This window comes from Streptomyces sp. NPDC006510 (assembly GCF_040611955.1).
GTDB lineage: Bacteria > Actinomycetota > Actinomycetes > Streptomycetales > Streptomycetaceae > Streptomyces.
The window spans coordinates 29,354-51,237 of the sequence record NZ_JBEXPH010000007.1; the positions used below are offsets into that span (position 1 = coordinate 29,354).

General features: G+C 68.0%; 17 protein-coding genes. 5 read left to right on the plus strand and 12 right to left on the minus strand.

Annotation, left to right across the window (positions count from 1 at the left end):
* Positions 1 to 3: 3 nt before the first annotated feature.
* Positions 4 to 1,014 carry a UDP-glucose 4-epimerase GalE gene (gene galE, locus ABZY11_RS04110; RefSeq protein ID WP_356477621.1) on the minus strand — a complete coding sequence of 337 codons (1,011 nt, stop codon included), beginning with the start codon at positions 1,012 to 1,014 and terminating at the stop codon, positions 4 to 6.
* A 181-nt stretch (positions 1,015 to 1,195) separates the two neighbouring features.
* Between galE and ABZY11_RS04115 the strand changes: the two genes are divergently transcribed.
* Positions 1,196 to 2,302, plus strand: a complete 1,107-nt coding sequence (locus tag ABZY11_RS04115) for an LCP family protein (RefSeq protein WP_356477622.1) — start codon at positions 1,196 to 1,198, stop codon at positions 2,300 to 2,302.
* Positions 2,303 to 2,370: 68 nt separating this feature from the next.
* Here the strand turns inward: ABZY11_RS04115 and ABZY11_RS04120 are convergent, their stop codons facing one another.
* From ABZY11_RS04120 to ngcE, 9 genes are all read right to left on the minus strand, one after another.
* Positions 2,371 to 3,882: an amino acid permease gene (locus tag ABZY11_RS04120; RefSeq protein WP_356477623.1), complete on the minus strand. Its 1,512-nt coding sequence runs from the start codon at positions 3,880 to 3,882 to the stop codon at positions 2,371 to 2,373.
* 167 nt (positions 3,883 to 4,049) lie between these two features.
* Positions 4,050 to 5,978, minus strand: coding sequence for a 1-deoxy-D-xylulose-5-phosphate synthase (gene dxs / locus ABZY11_RS04125; RefSeq protein ID WP_356477624.1), 1,929 nt, complete (start codon positions 5,976 to 5,978; stop codon positions 4,050 to 4,052).
* A gap of 173 nt (positions 5,979 to 6,151) precedes the next feature.
* Positions 6,152 to 7,465 carry a sugar ABC transporter permease gene (locus ABZY11_RS04130; RefSeq protein WP_356477625.1) on the minus strand — a complete coding sequence of 438 codons (1,314 nt, stop codon included), beginning with the start codon at positions 7,463 to 7,465 and terminating at the stop codon, positions 6,152 to 6,154.
* Positions 7,462 to 8,256: an ATP-binding cassette domain-containing protein gene (locus ABZY11_RS04135; RefSeq protein ID WP_356477662.1), complete on the minus strand. Its 795-nt coding sequence runs from the start codon at positions 8,254 to 8,256 to the stop codon at positions 7,462 to 7,464. The genes ABZY11_RS04130 and ABZY11_RS04135 overlap by 4 nt, the downstream gene beginning before the upstream one ends.
* A 253-nt stretch (positions 8,257 to 8,509) precedes the next feature.
* Complete coding sequence (locus tag ABZY11_RS04140; RefSeq protein ID WP_356477626.1) at positions 8,510 to 9,607, minus strand: substrate-binding domain-containing protein; 1,098 nt, start codon at positions 9,605 to 9,607, stop codon at positions 8,510 to 8,512.
* 122 nt (positions 9,608 to 9,729) lie between these two features.
* Positions 9,730 to 10,929: an ROK family transcriptional regulator gene (locus ABZY11_RS04145; protein WP_356477627.1), complete on the minus strand. Its 1,200-nt coding sequence runs from the start codon at positions 10,927 to 10,929 to the stop codon at positions 9,730 to 9,732.
* A 220-nt stretch (positions 10,930 to 11,149) separates the two neighbouring features.
* Positions 11,150 to 12,067 (minus strand): carbohydrate ABC transporter permease, encoded by a 918-nt coding sequence (locus tag ABZY11_RS04150; protein ID WP_356477628.1) that lies wholly within the window; start codon positions 12,065 to 12,067, stop codon positions 11,150 to 11,152.
* 91 nt (positions 12,068 to 12,158) lie between these two features.
* Positions 12,159 to 13,082: a sugar ABC transporter permease gene (locus ABZY11_RS04155; protein ID WP_356477629.1), complete on the minus strand. Its 924-nt coding sequence runs from the start codon at positions 13,080 to 13,082 to the stop codon at positions 12,159 to 12,161.
* Positions 13,083 to 13,132: 50 nt separating this feature from the next.
* Entirely contained in the window at positions 13,133 to 14,581 is a 1,449-nt protein-coding gene (ngcE, locus tag ABZY11_RS04160; RefSeq protein WP_356477630.1) for an N-acetylglucosamine/diacetylchitobiose ABC transporter substrate-binding protein, read from the minus strand.
* A 500-nt stretch (positions 14,582 to 15,081) separates the two neighbouring features.
* On the opposite strand from ngcE, the gene ABZY11_RS04165 reads away from it, so the two are divergent.
* Positions 15,082 to 18,927 carry a GH92 family glycosyl hydrolase gene (locus ABZY11_RS04165; protein ID WP_356477631.1) on the plus strand — a complete coding sequence of 1,282 codons (3,846 nt, stop codon included), beginning with the start codon at positions 15,082 to 15,084 and terminating at the stop codon, positions 18,925 to 18,927.
* A gap of 92 nt (positions 18,928 to 19,019) precedes the next feature.
* Here ABZY11_RS04165 and ABZY11_RS04170 read toward each other — a convergent pair whose 3' ends face one another.
* Entirely contained in the window at positions 19,020 to 19,664 is a 645-nt protein-coding gene (locus tag ABZY11_RS04170; protein WP_356477632.1) for a histidine phosphatase family protein, read from the minus strand.
* Positions 19,665 to 19,888: 224 nt separating this feature from the next.
* On the opposite strand from ABZY11_RS04170, the gene ABZY11_RS04175 reads away from it, so the two are divergent.
* From ABZY11_RS04175 to ABZY11_RS04185, 3 genes are read left to right on the plus strand one after another with little or no spacing between them, the layout of a single operon-like run.
* Positions 19,889 to 20,509 (plus strand): helix-turn-helix transcriptional regulator, encoded by a 621-nt coding sequence (locus tag ABZY11_RS04175; RefSeq protein WP_356477633.1) that lies wholly within the window; start codon positions 19,889 to 19,891, stop codon positions 20,507 to 20,509.
* A 5-nt stretch (positions 20,510 to 20,514) separates the two neighbouring features.
* The gene (locus ABZY11_RS04180) at positions 20,515 to 20,709 is read left to right on the plus strand and encodes a Scr1 family TA system antitoxin-like transcriptional regulator (protein ID WP_356477634.1); all 195 of its coding nucleotides are present in this window, start codon (positions 20,515 to 20,517) and stop codon (positions 20,707 to 20,709) included.
* Positions 20,706 to 20,903, plus strand: a complete 198-nt coding sequence (locus ABZY11_RS04185) for a DUF397 domain-containing protein (RefSeq protein ID WP_356477635.1) — start codon at positions 20,706 to 20,708, stop codon at positions 20,901 to 20,903. Before ABZY11_RS04180 ends, ABZY11_RS04185 begins: the two co-directional genes overlap by 4 nt.
* Before the next feature lie 42 nt (positions 20,904 to 20,945).
* On the opposite strand, the gene ABZY11_RS04190 is transcribed toward ABZY11_RS04185, so the two are convergent.
* Positions 20,946 to 21,845: an aminoglycoside phosphotransferase family protein gene (locus ABZY11_RS04190; RefSeq protein ID WP_356477663.1), complete on the minus strand. Its 900-nt coding sequence runs from the start codon at positions 21,843 to 21,845 to the stop codon at positions 20,946 to 20,948.
* Positions 21,846 to 21,884 lie beyond the last annotated feature (39 nt).

Sequence of the window (21,884 nt, forward strand, 5' to 3'; positions counted from 1 at the left end):
TGCTCAGGCCGAGGTGTCCGCGGTGGCAGGGCGACGCGCCTCGGGGTGCCTGAGGCACCAGCCCTCCCACGCCGACGCGACCATCTCGCGTGCGTCGTGCCGGGCGGACCAGCCCAGCTCGCCGCGGATCCGGTCGGCCGAGGCGACGACCCTCGCCGGGTCGCCCGCCCTGCGCGGTGCCGAGACCGGAGCCGCCTCGGCCCCGTACCCCGTCACCTCACCGATCAGTTCGATCATCTCGCGCACCGAGACGCCTTCACCCCGGCCGATGTTGACGGTCAGGTCGCTGCCCGGCTCCCGGTCGAGAAGTGCCCGCGCCGCGGCGAGGTGTGCCGATGCGATGTCGTCGACGTGGATGAAGTCGCGTACGCAGGTGCCGTCCGCGGTGTCGTAGTCGTCGCCGAAGACCACCGGGGCCGCACCCTGCGTCAGCTTCTCGAAGACCATGGGCACCAGGTTGTACACGCCCGTGTCGGCGAGGGCCGGAGTGGCCGCGCCGGCGACGTTGAAGTACCGCATCGAGGCGGTGGCGAAGCCGTGCGCCCGGCCTGCGGCGCGCACCATCCACTCGCCCGTCAGCTTGGTCTCGCCGTAGGGGTTGATCGGGGCGCACGGAGTCGTCTCCGTCACCAGCCGCACGTCGGGCATTCCATAGACGGCCGCCGACGACGAGAAGAGGAAGGCCCGCACCTCGCTGTCGGCGGCGGCCTCCAGCAGGGTCTGCAGACCCTGCACGTTCTCCCGGTAGTAGAACAGCGGGCGTTCGACGGACTCCGCCACCTGCTTCTTCGCGGCCAGGTGGACCACGCCCCGCACCGACAGTTCCGCCAGGGTGTGCCGCAGCCGGGCCGCGTCGAGCGTCGAACCCCGGACGAACGGGACGTCCGCGGGGACGCGTGAGCGGTCGCCCGTCGAGAGATCGTCGTACACGGCGACCTTCTCGCCGGCCTCGCGCATAGCGCGGACGACATGCGCCCCGATGAAGCCCGCCCCACCCGTGATCAACCAAGTCATGAACGAATAGTAGTTCGAGCAGTGCAGATCATGATTCCGGGGGCCAAAACACCCATTCGCACGATCCTCTGTTCTATAGTGCACGCTCAGTCATGCACGTACGGACCGGCCACACCCCCCACCCGAGTCCCACGCACGTCACAGCCCACCTCGGGCCATGAGATTTGAGGACTCGACCACGATGAGCCACGACGCCATGACCCACGGCACGCGCGACGGTCGTTCGGCCTCTCATGGCGGCGGACGGAAGCGGAGGGGAGGCCCTCGCAAGCGCCGCCGCGGCCTCAAGATCACCCTCTGCGTCCTGCTCGTCCTGCTGCTCGCGGGCGGCGGCACCGTCTACTGGCTCTACAGCCGCCTCGACGGGAACATCCAGGGCGTGGACATCGACAAGGCGCTCGGCGACAACCGCCCCGAGAAGCTGCCGACCAGCGGTCAGAACCTGCTGGTGCTCGGCTCCGACTCGCGGGCCGGCGCCGAGAACAAGGAGTTGGGCGGCGGCGGGAACGTCAGCGGTGCCCGGTCCGACACCGCGATGGTGGTGCACATTCCCGAGGGCCGCTCCAGGGCGGTCGCCGTGTCCATCCCCCGTGACACCCTGGTGACCCGGCCCGAGTGCACCAAGGCCGACGGCTCGACGGTGCCGTCGGCGAACCGCGTGATGTTCAACTCCGTCTACTCGCAGGTCGGTCCGGCCTGCGTGGTCAAGACCGTCGAGAAGATGTCCGAGGTCCGGATCGACCACTACCTGGAGATCAACTTCGCCGGGTTCAAGGACCTGGTGGACGCCATCGGGGGCGTCACGGTCGATGTTCCGCAGGACATGCACGACAAGTCGTCCGGCCTCGACCTCACCAAGGGCCCGCACAAGCTCGACGGCACCGAGTCCCTCGCATACGTCCGTACCCGCCATGGCATCGGGGACGGCAGCGACCTCGGCCGGATCGGACTCCAGCAGCAGTTCCTGCTCGCCCTGCTGAGCGAGGTCAAGTCGCAGGACCTGCTGGGCAGTCCGGCCAAGTCCTACAAGATCGCCAGCTCGGCCACCAAGTCGCTGACCACCGACGAGGGTCTCGCCTCGCTCAAGTCCCTCGCGGAGTTCGCCCGGTCGATGAACGGCGTGGACCCGGGCACGATGGAAACGATCACGCTTCCGGTGGCGTACGACAAGCAGGACCCCAACCGCGTGGTGGCGGCCCAGCCGCAGGCGGGCGAGCTCTGGAAGGCCATCCGCAAGGACGGCACGATCCCGGAGTCCGCCAAGAAGTCCCCCGCCACCGGCGGCTGACGGAGCGAGGGGCGGCCGGTGCGTGGGACTCCGTCACCGGCCGGCGGCTCCGTCGCGTACCGACGGGACTACGCCTGGCCGACGGGCTCGTTGATCCGGCTGCGCCTGCGCCCGTAGGCGAAGTAGATGACCACGCCGATGACCATCCAGACGGCGAACCGCAGCCAGGTCTCCGCGGGCAGATTGAGCATCAGCCACACCGACGCGGCCACCGAGAGGATCGGGATCAGCGGCACCCACGGGGTGCGGAAGGACCGGTGGAGATCGGGGCGGGTGCGGCGCAGCACCAGTACGCCCAGGGCCACGACGACGAACGCGAAGAGCGTGCCGATGTTCACCAGCGTTGCCAGCTCGTTGATGCTGGTGAAACCGGCGACGATCGCGATGATCACGCCGAGCAGGATGGTCGGGCGGTACGGGGTGCCGAACTTCGGGTGCGTCTTGGAGAAGAACCGCGGGAGCAGCCCGTCGCGGCTCATCGCGAAGAAGACCCGGGTCTGTCCCAGCAGCAGGATCAGACAGACCGTGGTGAGGCCGATCGCGGCACCGAAGCTGATGAGTCCGGCGTAGACGGGATGGCCGACGGCCTTGAAGGCATCGGCCAGCGGGGCTTCCACCGACAGCCGGCTGTAGTGCTCCATGCCCGTGACCACCAGCGATACGGCGACATAGAGCACGGTGCAGATGAAGAGCGAGGCGAGGATGCCACGTGGCATGTCACGTTGCGGAAGCTTTGTCTCCTCGGCTGCGGTGGCCACCACGTCGAAGCCGATGAAGGCGAAGAAGACGACGGAGGCGGCGGTGAAGATGCCCATGACACCGAAGTTGGTGGGTGCGTAACCGAACATCAGCTGGACCAGCGGTGCGGTCAGTCCGGAGCCCGAGGTCTGCGGCTGTGCCTCGGGGATGAACGGCGAGTAGTTGGCGGCCTTCACGAAGAACAGTCCGGCGGCGATCACGATCAGGACCACCGTGACCTTGATGGCGACCACGACGGTCGTGACCCGGGCGGACAGCTTCATGCCGAGCACCAGCACCACGGTCAGGACGAGCACCAGGGCGAAGGCCAGGATGTCGAAGCCGAGTCCTTTTGCCACATCCGGTCCGGAGAGCGCCGCGGGCATGTGCCAGCCGAAGTTGTCCATCAGTGAGCGGACGTAGCCGGACCAGCCGACCGCCACCACCGCAGTGCCCAGCGCGAATTCCAGCACCAGGTCCCAGCCGATGATCCAGGCGACCAGTTCACCGAGCGAGGCGTACGAGAACGTGTAGGCGGAGCCGGCGACCGGGACGGTGGAGGCGAACTCGGCGTAGCAGAGCGCCGCCAGGGCGCAGACGACGCCGGCGGCCACGAAGGCGAGGGCGGTGGCGGGCCCGGCCGTCTCCTTGGCCACCTTGCCGGTGAGGACGAAGATGCCGGTGCCGATGATGACGCCCACTCCGAAGACCGTGAGGTCCAGGGCGGAGAGGGACTTCCTGAGCGCGTGCTCCGGCTCCTCGGTGTCGCGGATGGACTGCTCGACCGTCTTGGTCCGGAACAGTCCGTCACTGCTGGGTGGTGTGTCCTGCTGGGCAGTCACCGGCGTACCTCCACGCACTCGTCGTGTACGCCATGATTGGGACCGCGCCGACGGTACAGGGCTCCGTATCGGGCGATTTCACGCAAATGGGCCGGTCGGACCACCCGTACAGGGTGGCCCGACCGGCCCATCGGCCGAAATCGCCGCTACGGACCTCGGCCTTGGGGTCAGTCGCGGGCGGGCTCGATCACGGAGGGGGTGTCGGCGCCGGTCCCGAAGCGGCCGTCCAGCTTGGCGACGAGGCCGGTGACCTGGCGGGCGATGTCCGGTGCGGTCAGCCCGATCTCGGCCATGACCTCCTTGCGGGAGGCGTGGTCGAGGAAGCGCGACGGGATGCCGAAGTCACGCAGCGGTACGTCGACGTCCGCATCGCGCAGCGCCTGGGCGACGGCGGAACCGACTCCGCCGGCCCGGCTGTTGTCCTCGACGGTGACGACGACCCGGTGCTGCTCGGCGAGCGGGGCCATCGCCTCGTCGACCGGCTTGACCCAGCGCGGGTCGACGACGGTCGTCGAGATGCCCTGGGCCTCCAGCAGATCGGCGATCTCCAGGCACATCGGGGCGAGCGCGCCGACGGAGACCAGGAGCACGTCCGGCCGGGTGGTGCCGGGCTCGCGCAGCACGTCCATGCCGCCGACCCTGCCGACGGCCTTGACCGCCGGGCCGACCGCGCCCTTGGAGAAGCGGACCACGGTCGGTGCGTCGTCGACCTCGACGGCCTCGCGGAGCTGGGCGCGGACCTGGTCGGCGTCGCGCGGGGCGGCGATCCGGAGCGTGGGCACGCACTGCAGGATCGACATGTCCCACATGCCGTTGTGCGAGGCGCCGTCGGTGCCGGTGACACCGGCCCGGTCCAGGACGAAGGTCACACCGCACCTGTGCAGCGCGACATCCATCAGGACCTGGTCGAAGGCACGGTTGAGGAAGGTGGCGTACACCGCGAAGACGGGGTGCAGTCCGCCGGTGGCGAGGCCGGCCGCGGAGACCGCGCCGTGCTGCTCGGCGATGCCGACGTCGTAGATCCGGTCCGGGAACGCCTTCTCGAACTTGGTCAGGCCGACCGGCTGGAGCATGGCCGCGGTGATCGCGACGATGTCCTCGCGCTCCTTGCCGAGCTTGACCATCTCCTCGCCGAACACGGAGGTCCAGTCGAGGCCCGAGGTGGCGACCGGGAGGCCGGTGTCGGGGTGGATCTTGCCGACGGCGTGGAAGCGGTCGGCCTCGTCGAGCAGGGCGGGGGTGTAGCCGCGGCCCTTCTCGGTGAGGCAGTGCACGATGACGGGTCCGCCGAAGCGCTTGGCCCGCTGGAGCGCGGACTCCAGGGCCTCGATGTCGTGGCCGTCGATCGGGCCGACGTACTTCAGGCCGAGATCCTCGAACATGCCCTGCGGGGCGATGAAGTCCTTCAGCCCCTTCTTGGCTCCGTGCAGTGTCTCGTACAGCGGCCTCCCGACGACGGGGGTGCGCTCCAGGATGTCCTTGCCGCGGGCCAGGAAACGCTCGTAGCCGTCGGTGGTGCGCAGCGTGGCGAGGTGGTTGGCGAGGCCGCCGATGGTCGGCGCGTAGGAGCGCTCGTTGTCGTTGACGACGATGACGAGCGGGCGGTCCTTGGCGGCGGCGATGTTGTTCAGCGCCTCCCAGGCCATGCCGCCGGTGAGTGCGCCGTCACCGATGACCGCGACGACGTGGTCGTCCTTGCCCAGTACCTCGTTGGCCTTGGCGAGACCGTCGGCCCAGCCGAGGACGGTGGAGGCGTGCGAGTTCTCGATGATGTCGTGCTCGGACTCGGCGCGCGAGGGGTAACCGGACAGGCCCCCCTTGCTCTTGAGCTTCGAGAAGTCCTGCCGGCCGGTGAGCAATTTGTGCACATAGCTCTGGTGGCCGGTGTCGAACAGCACCTTGTCCTTCGGCGAGTCGAAGACCCGGTGCAGGGCGATGGTCAGCTCGACCACACCCAGGTTGGGGCCGAGGTGGCCGCCGGTCTTCGACACGGCGTCGACGAGGAAGGTCCGGATCTCTTCGGCGAGCTGGTCCAGCTGCTCGGGAGTGAGCCGGTCCAGGTCACGCGGTCCACCGATGCGGGTCAGCAGAGCCACCCGTGCCTCCTTGCGTCTTGAGCTGGTCGAGCATGCCGATCCGATGAGTCTAATGTTCCGCCCGCCCTCGCGGGCATCGGGCATGGAGTGGGCTGTCACACCCCGTACCCCGCAACCGACAGTGCCCGGCCCCCGTCCGGGGTGCCGGGCACTGGACCGTGTTGGCCCGGGGGCTACGCGCGGCCCGCGGTCTTCTGGGTGCGGCGGGAGACCGAGTCGATGACCACGGCGGCCAGCAGGACCGCGCCGGTGATCATGTACTGGATGGCGTTGGCCATACCGATCATGTTCAGGCCCTGCTGGATCGACTGGATCACGATCATGCCGAGCAGCGCGGACCAGACCTTGCCCCGGCCGCCGAAGAGGCTGGTGCCGCCGATCACGGCGGCCGCGATGACCAGCATCAGCGTGTTTCCGCCGCCGACGCTCTTGGTGGCGCCGCCGGAGAGGCTGGCGATGAAGAGACCGCCGAAGGCGCCCAGCATCCCGGAGAGCGCGAAGACGGTGATCCGGACCCGGTCGACGTTGATACCGGCGCGGCGGGCCGCCTCCGGGTTGCCGCCCACCGCGAAGACCTGGCGGCCGAAGGTGGTCCGGCGGGCCACGAAGTCCGCGGCGACCAGCACCGCGAGGAAGAGCACCAGGGCCAGCGGCAGGCCGCGGGCGCCGGCGGGCTCGTTCAGTACGTAGGCGACGGCGAAGCACAGGACCGCGACGACGCCCGTACGGAGCACGATCTCGGCGGTCGGGCGGGCGGGCAGGCCCGCGGACCTGCGGCGCCGGCTGTCCACCAGGAGCGAGGCGGCGTACGCGAGGACGGCGACCAGGGCGAGACCGTATCCGGCGGCCTTGTCCTCGAAGAAGTAGTTGGTGAGGTTCTCGACGATGCTGCCGGACGGCGTGTTGATCGAGCCCTCACCGCCCATCATCCACTCCTGCAGACCGCTCCAGCCGAGGAATCCCGCCAGGGTGACGACGAAGGCCGGCACCCCGATCTTGGCGAAGAAGAAGCCGTGCAGGGCGCCGAGCGCCATCCCGGAGAGCACCGCGGCGAGGACCGCCGTCCAGTCGTTCCAGCCGTGATTGACGTTGAGTACGGCCCAGACTGCCGCGCCGACACCGGCGACCGAGCCGACGGACAGGTCGATCTCGCCGAGCAGCAGCACGAAGACGATGCCGACCGCCATGATGCCGAGGCCGGAGCTGTAGACGGCGATGTTGGCGACGGAGCTGGCGGAGAGGAAGTTGCTGTTCTGGAACTGGAAGACGATCGCGATGACGATCAGTCCGACGAAGACCGGCAGTGAGCCGAGCTCGCCGCCGCGCACCTTGCGGGTGAACTCGGACCAGTAGCCCGCGAAGCCCTCTTCGCGGACGAGCAGGCGCGGGTCCACCGCGGGAACGGGGGCCGCCGACGGCTCGGCCGCCGGTGCCGCCGCGGCGGGCTTCTCGACGGAGGTCTTGGGGGTCTTGGCGAGGTCGCTCACTTCGCGTCCTCCTTCGTGGCTGTGCGGGCCTGGCGGCGCGTGACGGCGTTGTCCGTGGCACCGGTGATCGCGGAGATGATCTCCTCGTGGGACGTGGTCGCCACGTCGAAGACCCCGTTGTTGCGGCCCAGCCGCAGCACCGCCACCTTGTCGGCGACGGCGCGCACATCGGCCATGTTGTGGCTGATGAGGATGACGCCGTGGCCGCGCTCGCGCAGCCGCTCGACGAGGTCGAGGACCTGGGCGGTCTGCTCCACGCCGAGTGCGGCGGTCGGCTCGTCCAGGATGACGACCTTGGGGTCACCGATCAGGGCGCGGGCGATGGCCACGACCTGGCGCTGACCGCCGGAGAGCGAGGCGACCGGGATACGGACGCTGGGGATCCGGATGGACAGGGTGTCCAGCAGTTCCTTGGCACGCTTCTCCATCGCGATCTCGTCGAGGACGGAGACCTTGCGCAGTTCGCTGCCGAGGAAGAGGTTGGCGACCACATCGAGGTTGTCGCAGAGGGCCAAGTCCTGGTAGACGGTGGCGACTCCGAGCTCCTGGGCGTCGTTGGGCCGGTTGATCCGGACCGTCCTGCCCTCCCACTCGATGGCGCCTTCGTCGATCGGGTGGACACCCGAAATGGTCTTGACGAGGGTCGACTTGCCGGCGCCGTTGTCGCCGACCAGGGCGACCACTTCGCCGGAACGAATCTCCAGGTCCACATCGGTGAGCGCCTGGACGGCGCCGAACCGCTTGGAGATTCCGCGCAACGCCAGCACGGGCGTAGCGGACACGTGAATCATCTCCTTCGCCGCCTGACCGGCGGGGATGGTGCTGCTGAGCACAGGGGGCAGTGCCGGTCGCCGGGCCACCGGGGTGGCCGGGCGGTCTCCGGGGTCCGTCCCGCAGTGGCCGTCGCCCGGGGGACGACCGCACGCCGAGGGCCGGAACCGGCGGGATGTCCGAAGCCGGTGAGCAGTCCGGCGCCCGCCCCTGCTGCGGGGCATTTGACGGGGCGGGTGCCGGACCGGACCGGGTGACGCCTGCCGGCGCGGGTTACTTGATGCCGGCGGCGTCGCAGGCCGCCTTGTACTGGGCGGTGCAGATCTCCTCGGCCTTGTAGACCTTGTCCGCGACGATCGTGGAGGCGATGTTCTCCTTGGTCACGACCGAGGCGTCGTACAGACGCGACGGGATGCCCTTGAACTCGCCCGAGAGGCTGTCGACCTTGACCGGGGCCAGTTCGTCGATCTTCTCGCCCTTGAGCAGCTTGACGGCGATCTCGGCGGTGGTCTCGGCCTCCGGCTTGATCTGCTTGTAGATCGAGAAGGACTGCTCGCCCGTGAGGATGCGCTGCAGACCGGCGAGTTCGGAGTCCTGACCGCCGACCGGAACCTTGACGCCCTGCTTCTTCAGGGCCGTGATGATGCCGCCGGCCATGCCGTCGTTGGCGGAGTAGACGCCCTGGAAGCCGTCCTTGCCCAGGGAGTCGATGGCCGCGCCCATCTTCTTGTTGGCCTCGTCCGGCGACCAGTCCGGGATGTCCTGCTCGTAGACGACCTTCTTGACCTGCTTGTCGAGGACGCTGTGCGCGCCCTTCTTGAAGAAGGGGGCGTTCGGGTCGGTCGGCGCGCCGTTGATCATGACGACATTGCTGTCCTTGGCCTTGTCGCCCAGCGCCTTGACCAGCGCCTCGCCCTGGAGCTGGCCGATCTTCTCGTTGTCGTACGACACGTAGGCGGAGATCGGGCCCTCGGCGAGACGGTCGTACGCGACGACCTTGACGTCCTTCTTCGCGGCCTGCTGGACCCAGGACTTCGCGGCCTTGTAGTCGACGGTGTCCAGGATGATGACCTTCACACCCTGCGTGACCAGCGCGTCGAACTGCTTCTTCTGGGTCTCGCTGTCCTGCGCGGCGTTGTTGTACTTGACCTCGCAGTCGGCGCACAGCGCCTTGATCTTCGCCTCGATGATCGGGCGGTCGAACGTCTCGTAACGCGTGGTCTTGTTCTCCGGCAGGAGCAGACCGATGGTCTTGCCGTCCCCGCCGCTGCCGGAGTCCTTGTCGTCGCCCGCCTTGCCACAGGCGGCGAGGGAGACGGCCATCGAGACCGCGGCCGTGCCTATGACGATGCGTCGCGTCGTTGCGTTCATTACGGGTTGCCTCCCTGACGTGGCCGCAACGTTGCGGCCGAGGTGGCTGGCAGTCAACTCGGCTGCAACGTCAGCGTCAAGGAGTAAATCCTTAACGAGATGACAACGGTGCCATTCGTTATCTAAGTGAAGGCAGGAGCGGCTTTCGGCGAGCTGCTCCCCAAAAGGGTTGAATCCCCCATCTCGCTGAGCACCAATGCCAGTGCGCCCAGCACTTCGGCCCGGCCGCCCAGCGCCCCCGGCAGCACCGACAGCTGCCGGGCGGCGCTCGGAATGGCGTAGCGCGAGACCGAGTCACGGATCGGCGCGAGCACCAGCTCGCCCGCCTCGGCGAGCGAACCGCCGAGGATCACCCGGCTGGGGTTGAGCAGATTGCAGAGGTTGGCCACCCCGCTGCCGATGTGCCGCCCGACGTCCCCGATCACCCGGCGGCAGCCCGGATCGCCCTCGCGGGCCAGCTGGACCACCCGTTCCATGGTGAGATCGGTCCCGTGGCTGGGCTGGAGCAGCGGCAGGACGTACCGGGCGGCCGTGAAGGTCTCCAGGCACCCGCGGTTGCCGCAGCGGCACACCGGGCCCGATTCGTCGAGCGTGATGTGCCCGATCTCGCCCGCCGTGCCGCCCGGACCCCGGTAGATCCGCCCATCGATCACCAGGCCGGCGCCGACACCGCTGGCGACCTTGATGTAGGCGAGGTCCTTGACCCCCCGGCCGCTCCCCCAGACCAGCTCGCCGAGCGCGCCGAGGTTGGCGTCGTTGTCGACGTACACCGGCACACCGAGCCGGCCTGCGAGCTCCTTGCTGGGGTTGATGCCCGTCCAGCCCGGCAGGATCGACGTGGAGCCCAGCGTGCCGGACTCCACGTCGATCGGGCCGGGAACACCGAGGCCCACCCCGATCACCTTCTCCGGACTGATCCCGGTCGTCTCGATCAGCCGCCTGACCAGCTGCTCCGCCCGCCCGAACCCCTGCGCGGACGAGGCGTCGACATCCAGCGGCTCGGCCTCCTCGGCGAGCACCTGGTGAGCGAGGTTGCCGACCGCCACCCGCAGATGCGTATGGCCGAAGTCGACCCCGATCACGATGCCCGCGTCACCGCTGAGCGAGACGCTGCGGGCCCGGCGGCCGCCCGCCGAGGTGGGGGTGACCTCGACCGTGCCGCCGTCCTTCAGTTCACGAACGATATTGGAGACGGTGGCCGCTGACAGGCCGGTGCTCCGTGCGATCTCCGCCTGGGTGAGCGAGCCGGCCATGCGTACCGCGCGCACGACCCGCTCAAGGTTGGCGCGATGCAGAGATGTCTGCGACCCCGGAGTCTCCATCGACTCTCTCACTCCTACCGTTTTCTCTAACATGTGAACTCTAAGCTGAGCGTTTTGCGGCACCCCCCGTCAAGACCTTGAGCGAGCGAAGCCTCGGATGAGCATTGCGTCCGCACCCGGGGCGGCCGTTCGTACACGCATGAACGCCCCGTCCACGCATGAACCGCCCGCCGGCGCATGGCCGAGGGGCGGTTCGTGGGTGCGGGGACGGTGCCGGTGGTTACTTCACCGCGCCCGCGGTGAGTCCGGCGACGACCTGGCGCTGGAAGATGATGTAGGCCGCGAGGACCGGCAGCATCGCCATCACCAGACCGGCGAAGAGACCGGACCAGTCGCCCTTGTACCCCTGGCTGGTGGCCAGTTCGACCAGGCCCTGGGAGAGCACCCGGTAATTCGGTTCCGTGTTGAGGACCGTCGGCAGCATGTACTGGTTCCACTGCCCCAGGAAGTTGAAGATCCCGACGCTGATCAGGCCGGGTTTCGCCATCGGCAGCATCACCTGGAAGAACGTCCGGGTGTGCGAGGCCCCGTCGAGCATCGCCGCTTCCGCCACCGAGGTCGGCAGCGTCCGGAAGAACGAGGTGAGGAAGAAGACGGTGAACGGCAGCGAGTACGCGATGTAGACCATGATCAGTCCGTGCCGCGTGTTCAGCAGGCCCATGTTGTTCATGACGAAGAACAGCGGGACCAGCGCCAGGATGATCGGGAAGCTCATCCCGCCGATGAACAGGTAGTAGATGAAGCGGTTGCCGGGAAAGTCGAACCGCGCCAGTACGTACGCCGCCATCGACCCCAGCAGCAGGGTGCCGACGAGCGAACAGCCCACCACCACGACGGTGTTGAAGAAGTAATCGCTCATGTGCGCCTGGCTCCAGGCACGCGACCAGTTCTCGAAGTGCAGTTTGTCGGGCAGCGCCCAAGGCGTCGAAAGGATCGAGTCGTCGGTCTTGAACGACGCCATCACCGCCCACAGCAGCGGCAGGACGACCAGGATCGCCCAGATGATCAGCACACCGTGCGAGAAGACGTTGAGGACCTGGCCCTCACCGTTCTTCTCCTTCACGGCCGGTGCGGGCGCCTTGGCCACCGGGGCCGGGTCCGCAGCGGGGGCCGCGGGAGGGGTGTCAGTCGTCTTCACGTGTACTCACCTCGTACTGTCGAGCCGGACACGGAGGCCGACCTGTGGTGCCTGCTGGGGGTCCGGGAACCGTCTCCCGGGAATCGCAGCATCAGAACTCCAGCCGATCGCGCCGGCCCAGTCGCATCACGATGGCGGCGAAGGCCATGGTGACGATGAGCAGTCCGACACCGATCGTCGTCGCGTAGCCGGCCTGCCCGTCACGGAAGGCCGTCTGGTACACGTACAGCGGCAGGACCGTGGTCGAGTAGTCGGGGCCACCGGGGCCCACGGTCATGACCTGCACGGCGGTGAACGCCTCGACGCCCAGGGCCAGGATCCCCATGTAGACCCAGCCCGACTGCACCGTGTCCCAGAGCAGCGGAAGGGTGATCCGGAAGAACGTGGTGAAGCGGTTGGCGCCGTCGAGGAGCGCCGCCTCGTAGAAGTCCTTCGGGATGGACGCCATTCCGGCCGAGAACAGCACGACGAAGAATCCGACCGTCGACCAGACCAGCACCGACATGACGCAGACCAGAGCAAGGCTCGGGTCGCCCAGCCAGTCCGGCTGGACGGAACCCAGACCGATCGTCTTCAGTGTCGAATTCAGCATCCCGCTGGTGGGATTGAACGCGAACTGGAAGAGCAGGGCCACGATGACGATCGAGAGCACCTGCGGGAAGAAATAGGCGATCTTGTAGAAACCCGAGCCGCGCACGCCGGAGACCGCGGCGTTCTTGCGCCGCCGGCCCCCGACATTGAGCATGAAGGCGAAGAAGAGCGCCAGGCCCAGCGTCACCAGCGGCAGCAGCACCACAAGCAACACGCTGTGCTGCAACGACTTCCAGAAGATGTCGTCCTTCAGCATCCTCGTGTAGTTGCCGAACCCGACCATCTTGAAGTCCGGGCTCAGGCCGGTCCAGTCCGTGAACGAGTAGTAGATGGACTGGATGAACGGCCAAATGACGAAGACCGCGTACAACGCGAGTGGGAGTACCAAGAATCCCACGATGAAACGGTACTTGCCATGCTGCATCGTTTACCGACCCCGATCTTTCCGCGGGTGCCGCCGCTGGTGACGGTTGCTCACTGGTGCTTGTAGTGCTTGATGGACTGGTCCTTGGCCGCCGCGTCGGCGAAGGCCTGGATCTTCTTGATGGCTTCCGCCGGGGTCGCGCGGCCGGCCATCATCTCGCCGATACCGGCGACACCGATCTGCTCCTTCTGGAGCTTCACGTACCAGTCCTGCAGGCGCGGGTTCACCACGTTGTCGCCGGCCTTCTTCAGCACGTCGACGCCGGACTGCATGGCGGTCGACAGGGTCAGACCGTCGGTGCCGCCGTTGAAGGCGCTGAGCGACTTGACCTGCTTGGTGAAGTTCTTCGAGGACTCCTCGGAGAGCATGATGCGCAGCTGCTCCATGCCGCCCTCGGGGTTCTTCGCGTTGGCCGGGACGATGAAGGGCTCGCCGCCGGACGCCCAGATGGTGCCGAACGGCAGCTTGTCAGACGCGTCCAGGCCGGACGGCGGCGCGACCATCATCTTGAAGTCCTTGGGCGTGGTCGGCGCGGCCTCGTTCTCCACCCACGAACCGTTCGGGAGGAAGAGCGCCTTGCCCTTGGTCCACTCGGTCTGCGACTGGATGTGGGTCAGACCGGGGGTGCCCTTGAGGATGTACCCCTTCTTGTACAGCTCGTAGTACGCCTCGAACGCCGCCTTGACCGCGGGGTCCTTCCAGGCGTTCGGCTCCAGGTTGTCGATCTTGTCGAGAACCTCCCGGCCGCCGATCTTGGCGATGAACGGGTAGAGCGAGAACGGCAGGTAGTACGGGTACTTACCGGCGTACGTCCAGCCCGCGATGCCCTGCTTCTTCGCCTTCGCGCAGAGGGCGAGCATGTCGTCCCAGGTCTCGGGGTACTGCGCGTCGAGCTTCTCCAGCGCGGTCTGCGAGTACCAGACGCCGTACACGGTGTACGCGTAGTACATGATCCAGACCGGGTCGCCGTCGAACTGGCCCATCTCCAGGACACCGGGGCGCAGCGTGTCGCGGACCTTCTTGCTCGGGTCGTCGATGGACGGGGCGTCCATCAGCGGCGTCAGGTCGAGCAGCTGCTTCTTGCCGACCAGGACACCCATGTCCATCTGCTCGGCGCCGGAGTTGTCGATCAGGTCCGGCGGGGTGCCGCCGTTGAAACGGGGCTGCAGCTGCGACTGGATCTTCTGGGTCGCGACGTGCTTGACCTTCGGAGCCTTCGGGAACGCCGCGTTGTACTTCTTCTCCGCGTCGATCGCGTACTGCTGGCCGAAGCCGCCGTCGAAGATGACCACCTCGAGCGGGGCCGTCTCGTTGACGCCGAGCGGGTTCGCCTTGGTGGCCTTGCCCTTCTCGACCTTCTTGTCGCTGCTGCTGTCGCCGCTCGCGCACGCCGACAGGAAGCCCATTGTCGGAACGCTGATCAGGCCGAGTGCGGCCGATCGCTTGATCACATCGCGACGGCCAAGGCCCTCATTCTTGTGGGCGGAGGTGGATCCCATGCTCAAGTCCTCGCCTTCTCCAGGACTCAGGCGGTGTGTACCGGTCGCCCGTCGATATTCGCCTCAGGCGAAGGGCCCCGCCACCGCGGTCAGTTGCGCTTGGGTAGTGCTGATTTCAGGCTAGCCATGTGCAGTGGGGGGTCGGGGAGATCTGGCATCGGATGCACCCGTCGTGCTGTCCTCGGCCCTTCCCCCGTGTCCCCCTTGTCCGCGTGGCCGGAAAAGCGGTGCGGACGCCGACAGGTATAGTCCACTTCCGGTCGACTGAGCAAGATCGAATGCGAGTTTGAGCGGCAGTCTTTCCCGAGTTGAGACCTCGCGGATACATGCCACCCGCACCTTCCTGATCCGGGTGTAACGATTTCCGCATTACGGTCGATTCGGCTTGCGCTTCCCACCCAACACCCTTGACACACCCCGGCACTTGGCTCCCTACTGGACCTTGCGCAGCTCTATGACAACGTTGTCCAGGCGCACTTCCTCGGGAGGAATGGCTCGGCATGCAGCCCCGACATGGTTCTCGCAAGAGACAAAGCCGTACGGCCGCACTGATCGCGGCTTCACTCGTTCTGGTCGTGACCGCCCCCTCCGTGGCCGCCGCCCAGTCGGCCCGGACCCACGAAAAGGGCCGGGCCCCTTCGGGGGACCGGACATTCAGCTCATCCTTCGAAGCGGACGAAAAGCAGCCGGACTGGCGCAACACCGTAGAAGAGGGTCCCGACGGAAAGAAGCGGTCATCGGGTGTCGATGGCGGCTTCTCCGCAGGAATACCGGGCAATGTCACCGACAAGGTGACAGATGTCCGCGCCAGTGGCGAGAACACCGGTGGCGGGGAGGTCAAGGAAAACCTGATCGACGGGGAGTCCGGCACCAAGTGGCTGGCCTTCGAGCCCACCGGCTGGGTCGAGTTCGATCTCGATGAACCGGTCAAGGTCGTGACATACGCGCTCACTTCGGCCAATGACCATGACGAGCGCGACCCCAAGGACTGGACCCTGCAGGGCTCCGCCGACGGCAAGGACTGGAAGGACCTCGACTCCCGGACCGGTCAGACCTTCACCGAGCGGTTCCAGACGAAGTCGTACGATTTCACATCTGACACGGCATATCAGCACTACCGTCTGCGGATCACGAAGAACAACGGCGCCTCCGACGCCACCCAGCTCGCCGATGTCCAGTTCTCCGACGGCGACACCTCGGTCCCGGCCCCCGACGAGATGCGCAGCCAGCCCGACCGCGGCCCCTCCGGCTCCCCCACCGCGAAGGCGGGCGCGGGCTTCACCGGGAAGAAGGCCCTGCGGTACGCCGGTACGCACAAGGCGGACGGCCGCGCCTACTCGTACAACAAGGTCTTCGATGTGAACACGGCCGTCACCCGTGACACCTCACTGTCCTATCTGGTCCATCCCCAGATGGGCGAGACCGACCTCTCCTATCCGGCGACCCATGTCGCGGTGGACCTGGCGTTCACGGACGGCACGTATCTGAGCGATCTGCGGGCCACCGACAGCAACGGCGGCCTGCTGACCCCGCAGGGTCAGGCCGACGCCAAGCGGCTGTACGTCAACCAGTGGAACAAGGTCGAGTCGACGATCGGCACGGTCGCGGCGGGAAAGACCGTCGACCGGATCCTGGTGGCGTACGACTCCCCCAAGGGCACGGCGAAGTTCCAGGGCTGGATCGACGACATCGAGATCGCCCCGAAGGCGCCCGAGAAGCGCCGCGCGCACCTCTCCGACTACGCGTCGACGGTCCGCGGCACCAACTCCAGCGGCGGCTTCTCCCGGGGCAACAACTTCCCCGCCACCGCGGTCCCGAACGGCTTCAACTTCTGGACGCCGGTCACCAACGCCGGATCGACCAGCTGGCTGTACGACTACGCGCGCGGCAACAACGACGACAACCTGCCCACCCTCCAGGCGTTCAGCGCCAGCCATGAGCCGAGCCCCTGGATGGGCGACCGGCAGACCTTCCAGCTGATGCCCTCGGCGGTCAGCGGCACCCCGGACGCCTCCCGCAAGGCGCGTGCGCTGCCGTTCCACCACGAGAACGAGACGGCGAAGCCGCACTACTACGGTGTGAGCTTCGACAACGGCCTCAAGGCCGAGATGACGCCGTCCGACCACGCGGCCCGGATGCGGTTCACCTACCCCGGTGACGACGCGAGCATCGTCTTCGACAACGTCTCCAACGACGGCGGGCTCACCCTCGACCCGGACACCAGCTCCTTCACCGGATTCTCCGATGTGAAGAGCGGCGGCTCGACCGGTGCCACCCGCCTGTTCGTGTACGGCGTCTTCGACGCCCCGGTCACCGCGAGCGGCAAGCTGTCCGGCGGCGGTGGCGACGACGTCACGGGCTACCTCCGCTTCGACGCGGGCAAGGACCGCACGGTGAACCTGCGCCTGGCGACCTCGCTGATCAGCATCGACCAGGCGAAGCGGAACCTCGCCGCCGAGATCCCCGACTCCCGCTCCTTCGGCCGGGTCGAGGACCGGGCGCAGCGGGCCTGGGACGACATCCTGGGCAAGGTGGAGGTCGAGGGTGCCACGGCCGATCAGCTGACCACCCTCTACTCGAGCCTGTACCGGCTGTACCTGTACCCGAACTCGGGCTTCGAGAGGGTCGACGGCAAGGACAAGTACGCAAGCCCCTTCTCCCCGCAGGTCGGCTCCGACACCCCGACGCACACCGGGGCGAAGATCGTCGACGGCAAGGTGTACGTCAACAACGGCTTCTGGGACACCTACCGGACGACGTGGCCCGCGTACTCCCTGCTCACCCCGGACAGGGCCGGCGAGATGGTCGACGGCTTCGTCCAGCAGTACAAGGACGGCGGCTGGATCTCCCGCTGGTCCTCCCCCGGCTACTCCGACCTGATGACCGGTACCTCCTCGGACGTCGCGTTCGCGGACGCCTACGTCAAGGGCGTGAAGTTCGACGCGGAGGCGGCGTACGACGCGGCGCTGAAGAACGCCACGGTGGTCCCGCCGTCCTCGGGCGTCGGCCGCAAGGGCATGGTCACCTCCCCGTTCGTCGGCTACGCGAACACCTCGACGCACGAGGGCCTGTCCTGGTCGCTGGAGGGCTACCTCAACGACTACGGCATCGCGCAGATGGGCCGGGCTCTCTACAAGAAGACGAAGAAGGAGCGGTACAAGGAGGAGTCCGAGTACTTCCTCAACCGCGCCCGCAACTACGTCCAGCTCTTCGACGACAAGGCCGGCTTCTTCCAGGGCAAGGACGCCAAGGGCGACTGGCGGCTCCCCTCGGAGAAGTACGACCCCCGGGTCTGGGGCTACGACTACACGGAGACCAACGGCTGGGGCTACGCCTTCACCGCCCCGCAGGACAGCCGCGGTCTGGCGAATCTGTACGGCGGCCGGGACGGCCTGGCGAAGAAGCTCGACACGTACTTCGCCACTCCCGAGACAGCGGGCCCCGAGTTCGTCGGCTCGTACGGCGGTGTCATCCACGAGATGACCGAGGCCCGTGACGTACGGATGGGGCAGTACGGCCACAGCAACCAGGTCGCACACCATGTCACCTACATGTACGACGCGGCCTCGCGGCCCTGGAAGACGCAGGAGAAGGTCCGCGAGGTCCTGAGCCGGCTCTACACCGGCAGCGACATCGGGCAGGGCTACCACGGCGACGAGGACAACGGCGAGCAGTCGGCCTGGTACCTCTTCTCCTCGCTCGGCTTCTACCCGCTGGTCATGGGCAGTGGCGAGTACGCGATCGGCTCCCCGCTCTTCAAGAAGACCACGGTCCATCTGGAGAACGGCCACGACCTGGTCGTCAGGGCACCGAAGAACAGTGCGAAGAACATCTATGTGCAGGGCCTGAGGGTCAACGGCAAGAAGTGGACCTCCACTTCGCTGCCGCACGAGCTGCTGGCCGAGGGCGGTGTGCTGGACTTCGACATGAGCCCGAGGCCGTCGTCGTGGGGCACCGGCAAGGACGCGGCACCGACCTCGATCACCACGGACGACGAGGTGGCGTCGCCGCAGGCGGACGTGGTGAAGGGCGACGGCGCCCTGTTCGACAACACGTCGGCCACCTCGGCGAAGGTCGCCACGGTGGACCTGCCGGTCCCCTCGGCCACGGAAGCGGTCCGCTACACACTGACGTCGGACAAGGCGGCCGGGGCCCCGGCCGGCTGGGTCCTCCAGGGCTCGTACGACGGCACGACCTGGAAGGACCTCGACAAGCGCTCGGCCGAGTCCTTTGCCTGGGACAGGCAGACGCGGGTGTTCTCGGTGACCGATCCGGGCTCGTACGCGCACTACCGCCTGGTGTTCGCCGGTGAAGGCACGCTCGCGGAGCTGGAGTTGCTCTCCTGACCCGACGTTTCCCCTTCGTCACGGCCGACGGCCGGTACCCCCGCCCCGGGGTACCGGCCGTCGGTCCGCTCACGGGGCGGCGCGTCTCCCGCTCAGTCGCGTTCCGGTGTCTCCGGTACGGCCCGGGGAAACAGGCTCTCCGGCAATGTCACATTCCATGCCGTGACGACCGGCTTCCCGTGCTCGGTGCCGAGCCGGGATACGGCTCCCGTGGCGAGCTGGAACAGTGTGCCCTCGGCCGGGGTCAGGCCGAGGTAGCGGGCGGTGAGCACGCGCAGGAAGTGGGAGTGCGCGACGAGCGCGACGTCCTCGTCCGTGTCACGGCTCGCCGCCTCCGCGACTTCGGCCAGCACCCGGTCGGCGCGGGCACCGACCTCGTCGGGGGCTTCGCCGGGGTGCGCCTCGGGGCCGGCAGCGACTCCGTCGGTCCAGAGGTTCCACTCGGGGCGGGTGCGGCGGATCTCGTCGGTGGTCACCCCTTCGTAGCCGCCGTAGTCCCATTCGCGCAGCTCGGGTGTGATGCGGGGGGCGGCGAGTCCGGCGAGCTCGGCGGTGCGCCGGGCGCGTACGGCGGGACTGACGAGGGTGAGTGCGATGCGCCGGTCGGCGAGCAGGGGCGCCAGCGCACGGGCCTGCCGTTCCCCGAAGGCGGTCAGGGGCAGATCGGTGTAGCTCGTGTGCTGCCCGGACCGTGACCACTCCGTCTCGCCGTGCCGGATCAGGATCAGCTCGCCCATGATGATTCCGCTCTTTCTGTGCCTGTGCCTGTGCCTTGTGCCTGTGCCGTTGCCGCTGTCGTTGTCGTTGTCGTTGTGTGAACCCGCGGGCCCACGATCGCATTCCACCGGGCCGGCGGCGGGGTGCGGCTCACCCTCGGTGTCGGGGCAGCGGTGGACGCCTACGGGTGGCGCATTCCAGGTTTCCCGCAGCGATGCGTCCGCGCGCCGCTACATTGCGGCGTATGCCGCAGCCCAAGGATCTCGACCCGTACGCCGACGCCCGTTCCTTCTACGGTTCCGAGTTGCGCCGCTTGCGTGAGGCCGCCGGGATGTCCCAGAGCGATCTGGGTGACAGGGCGTTCTGCTCGGGTACGTACATCGGGCTGTTCGAGATGGCGGAGCGTCGTCCGCAGGACGACATGTCCCGCATCTTCGACGAACTCCTGGGGAGCGGCAAGCACCTTCAGCGGCTGTGCCGTCTGGCGCGGAAGTCGAAGGTGGCGGGGTACTTCGCGGATGCGGCGGAACTGGAGAAGCGGGCCAGGTCCATCGAGGAGTACGCACCGATGCTGATCCCGGGGGTACTCCAGACGCGGGCCTGCGCCACGGCGTTGACCAGAGGAACGATGCGGCGGGCATCCGACGAAGAGGTGGAACGGACGGTCAGCGCTCGCATGGAGCGCGCTCAACTCTTCAGCTGCGAGAACGGGCCGGACTTCTGGGCGATCATTCACGAGGCCGCACTGCGCGTGCCGATCGGCGGCCTCCGCGCCGTGAGGGATCAGCTCGCCCACCTCGTCGAGACGGCCCGGGCTCATCCGCATGCGATCTTCCCTTCTCCGCCGGCTTCCGTCCTTTCCTGAACACCATGTCCTCACTGATGCAGTTCGTCGACGCCCCGCCCGTCGTGTACACGGAGGGCGCCTACACGGGTCAACTCATCGAAGATGCGGCTCTGGTGGCGCACTATCGATCGGCATACGATCTGGCCAGGGCCGTCGCGCTGTCGCCGGAGGCGTCCCTGGCACTGATCACCTCGGCGGCGAAGGACTACGACCGATGAAAAGCACGCCCGACCTCAGCCGTGCCGCTTGGCGAACTTCGTCCTACAGCAACGGAGACGGTGGAAGCTGCGTCGAGGCCGCCGACAACGTCCCCGGCTTCGTCCCCGTACGCGACACCAAACTGACCAACAGCCCGGTGCTGCCCTTCCGCGCACCGGTCTGGGCGGCCTTCGTGCAGAGCGTCAAGCGGTAGAAGAACAACCTCGGCCGCCGCGCCCGACGCGAAGGGCCGCACTCACCACGCGGATCCGTCGTCGGCGAGGACTTCGCGGATGACGTGCCGGGCGATCGTCGCCATGGCCGGATTCGAGTCCCGGTAGTAGCGCAGTTCGCCGAGCGCGGTCGACAGCGCCCAGCCCCGGCCCCGCGCCCAGGCCGCGTCATCGGCGTTCGCGGCGGTACGGAAGGCTCCGCGCGCGTGCGCCGGCAGCAGGTACCACGCCGCGATGAGGTCGACTGCGGCATCGCCCAGCCCCATGCAGCCGAAGTCGATGACGGCGCTGAGCCGTCCGTTCGCGAGCAGCAGGTTGCCGGGTTGCAGATCCGCGTGGATCCAGACGGCCGGGCCGGTCGTTGCGGAGGCCCGCAGCGCCGCCTCCCACACGGCGAGCGCCGCGCCGGTGTCCACTGCCTCGTGCAGCGCCGCGAGTGCGGCGCGCGTCGAGGCGTCGCGGGCCGCCAGGGGCTCGCTGCGGAAGGAGGGCGGTGCGTCGGCGGGGTCGATCCGGTGCAGCGCGGTGACGAAGTCCGCCAGGTCCGTTGCGAACAGGCCGGGTTCGGCCAGCTGTCCGACCACCGGGTTCGCGCCGTCGAGCCACCGGAAGACCGACCAGTGCCATGGATAGCCCTCCGCGGGCACACCCCTGCCCAGCGGTACGGGGATCGCGGCGGGCAGCCAGGGGGCGAGCCGGGGCAGCCAGCGCTGCTCCATCGCCACCTCACCGGCCGTCCCCGCCGTGCGGGGCAGTCGCACCACCAGGTCCTCGCCGAGCCGGTACATGGCGTTGGACGTGCCCACGGGGACGACCTGTTCGACGGGCAGTCCGGCCCAATCCGGGAACTGCGAGGCGATCAGCCGGTGTACGAGGGATTCGGTGAAGTCCGGTTCGTCGGCATGCATCTTGCCCGGCCGCATGGGCGCCCTTCGGGGGTCGGGGTGGCGACGGTTGTCTGC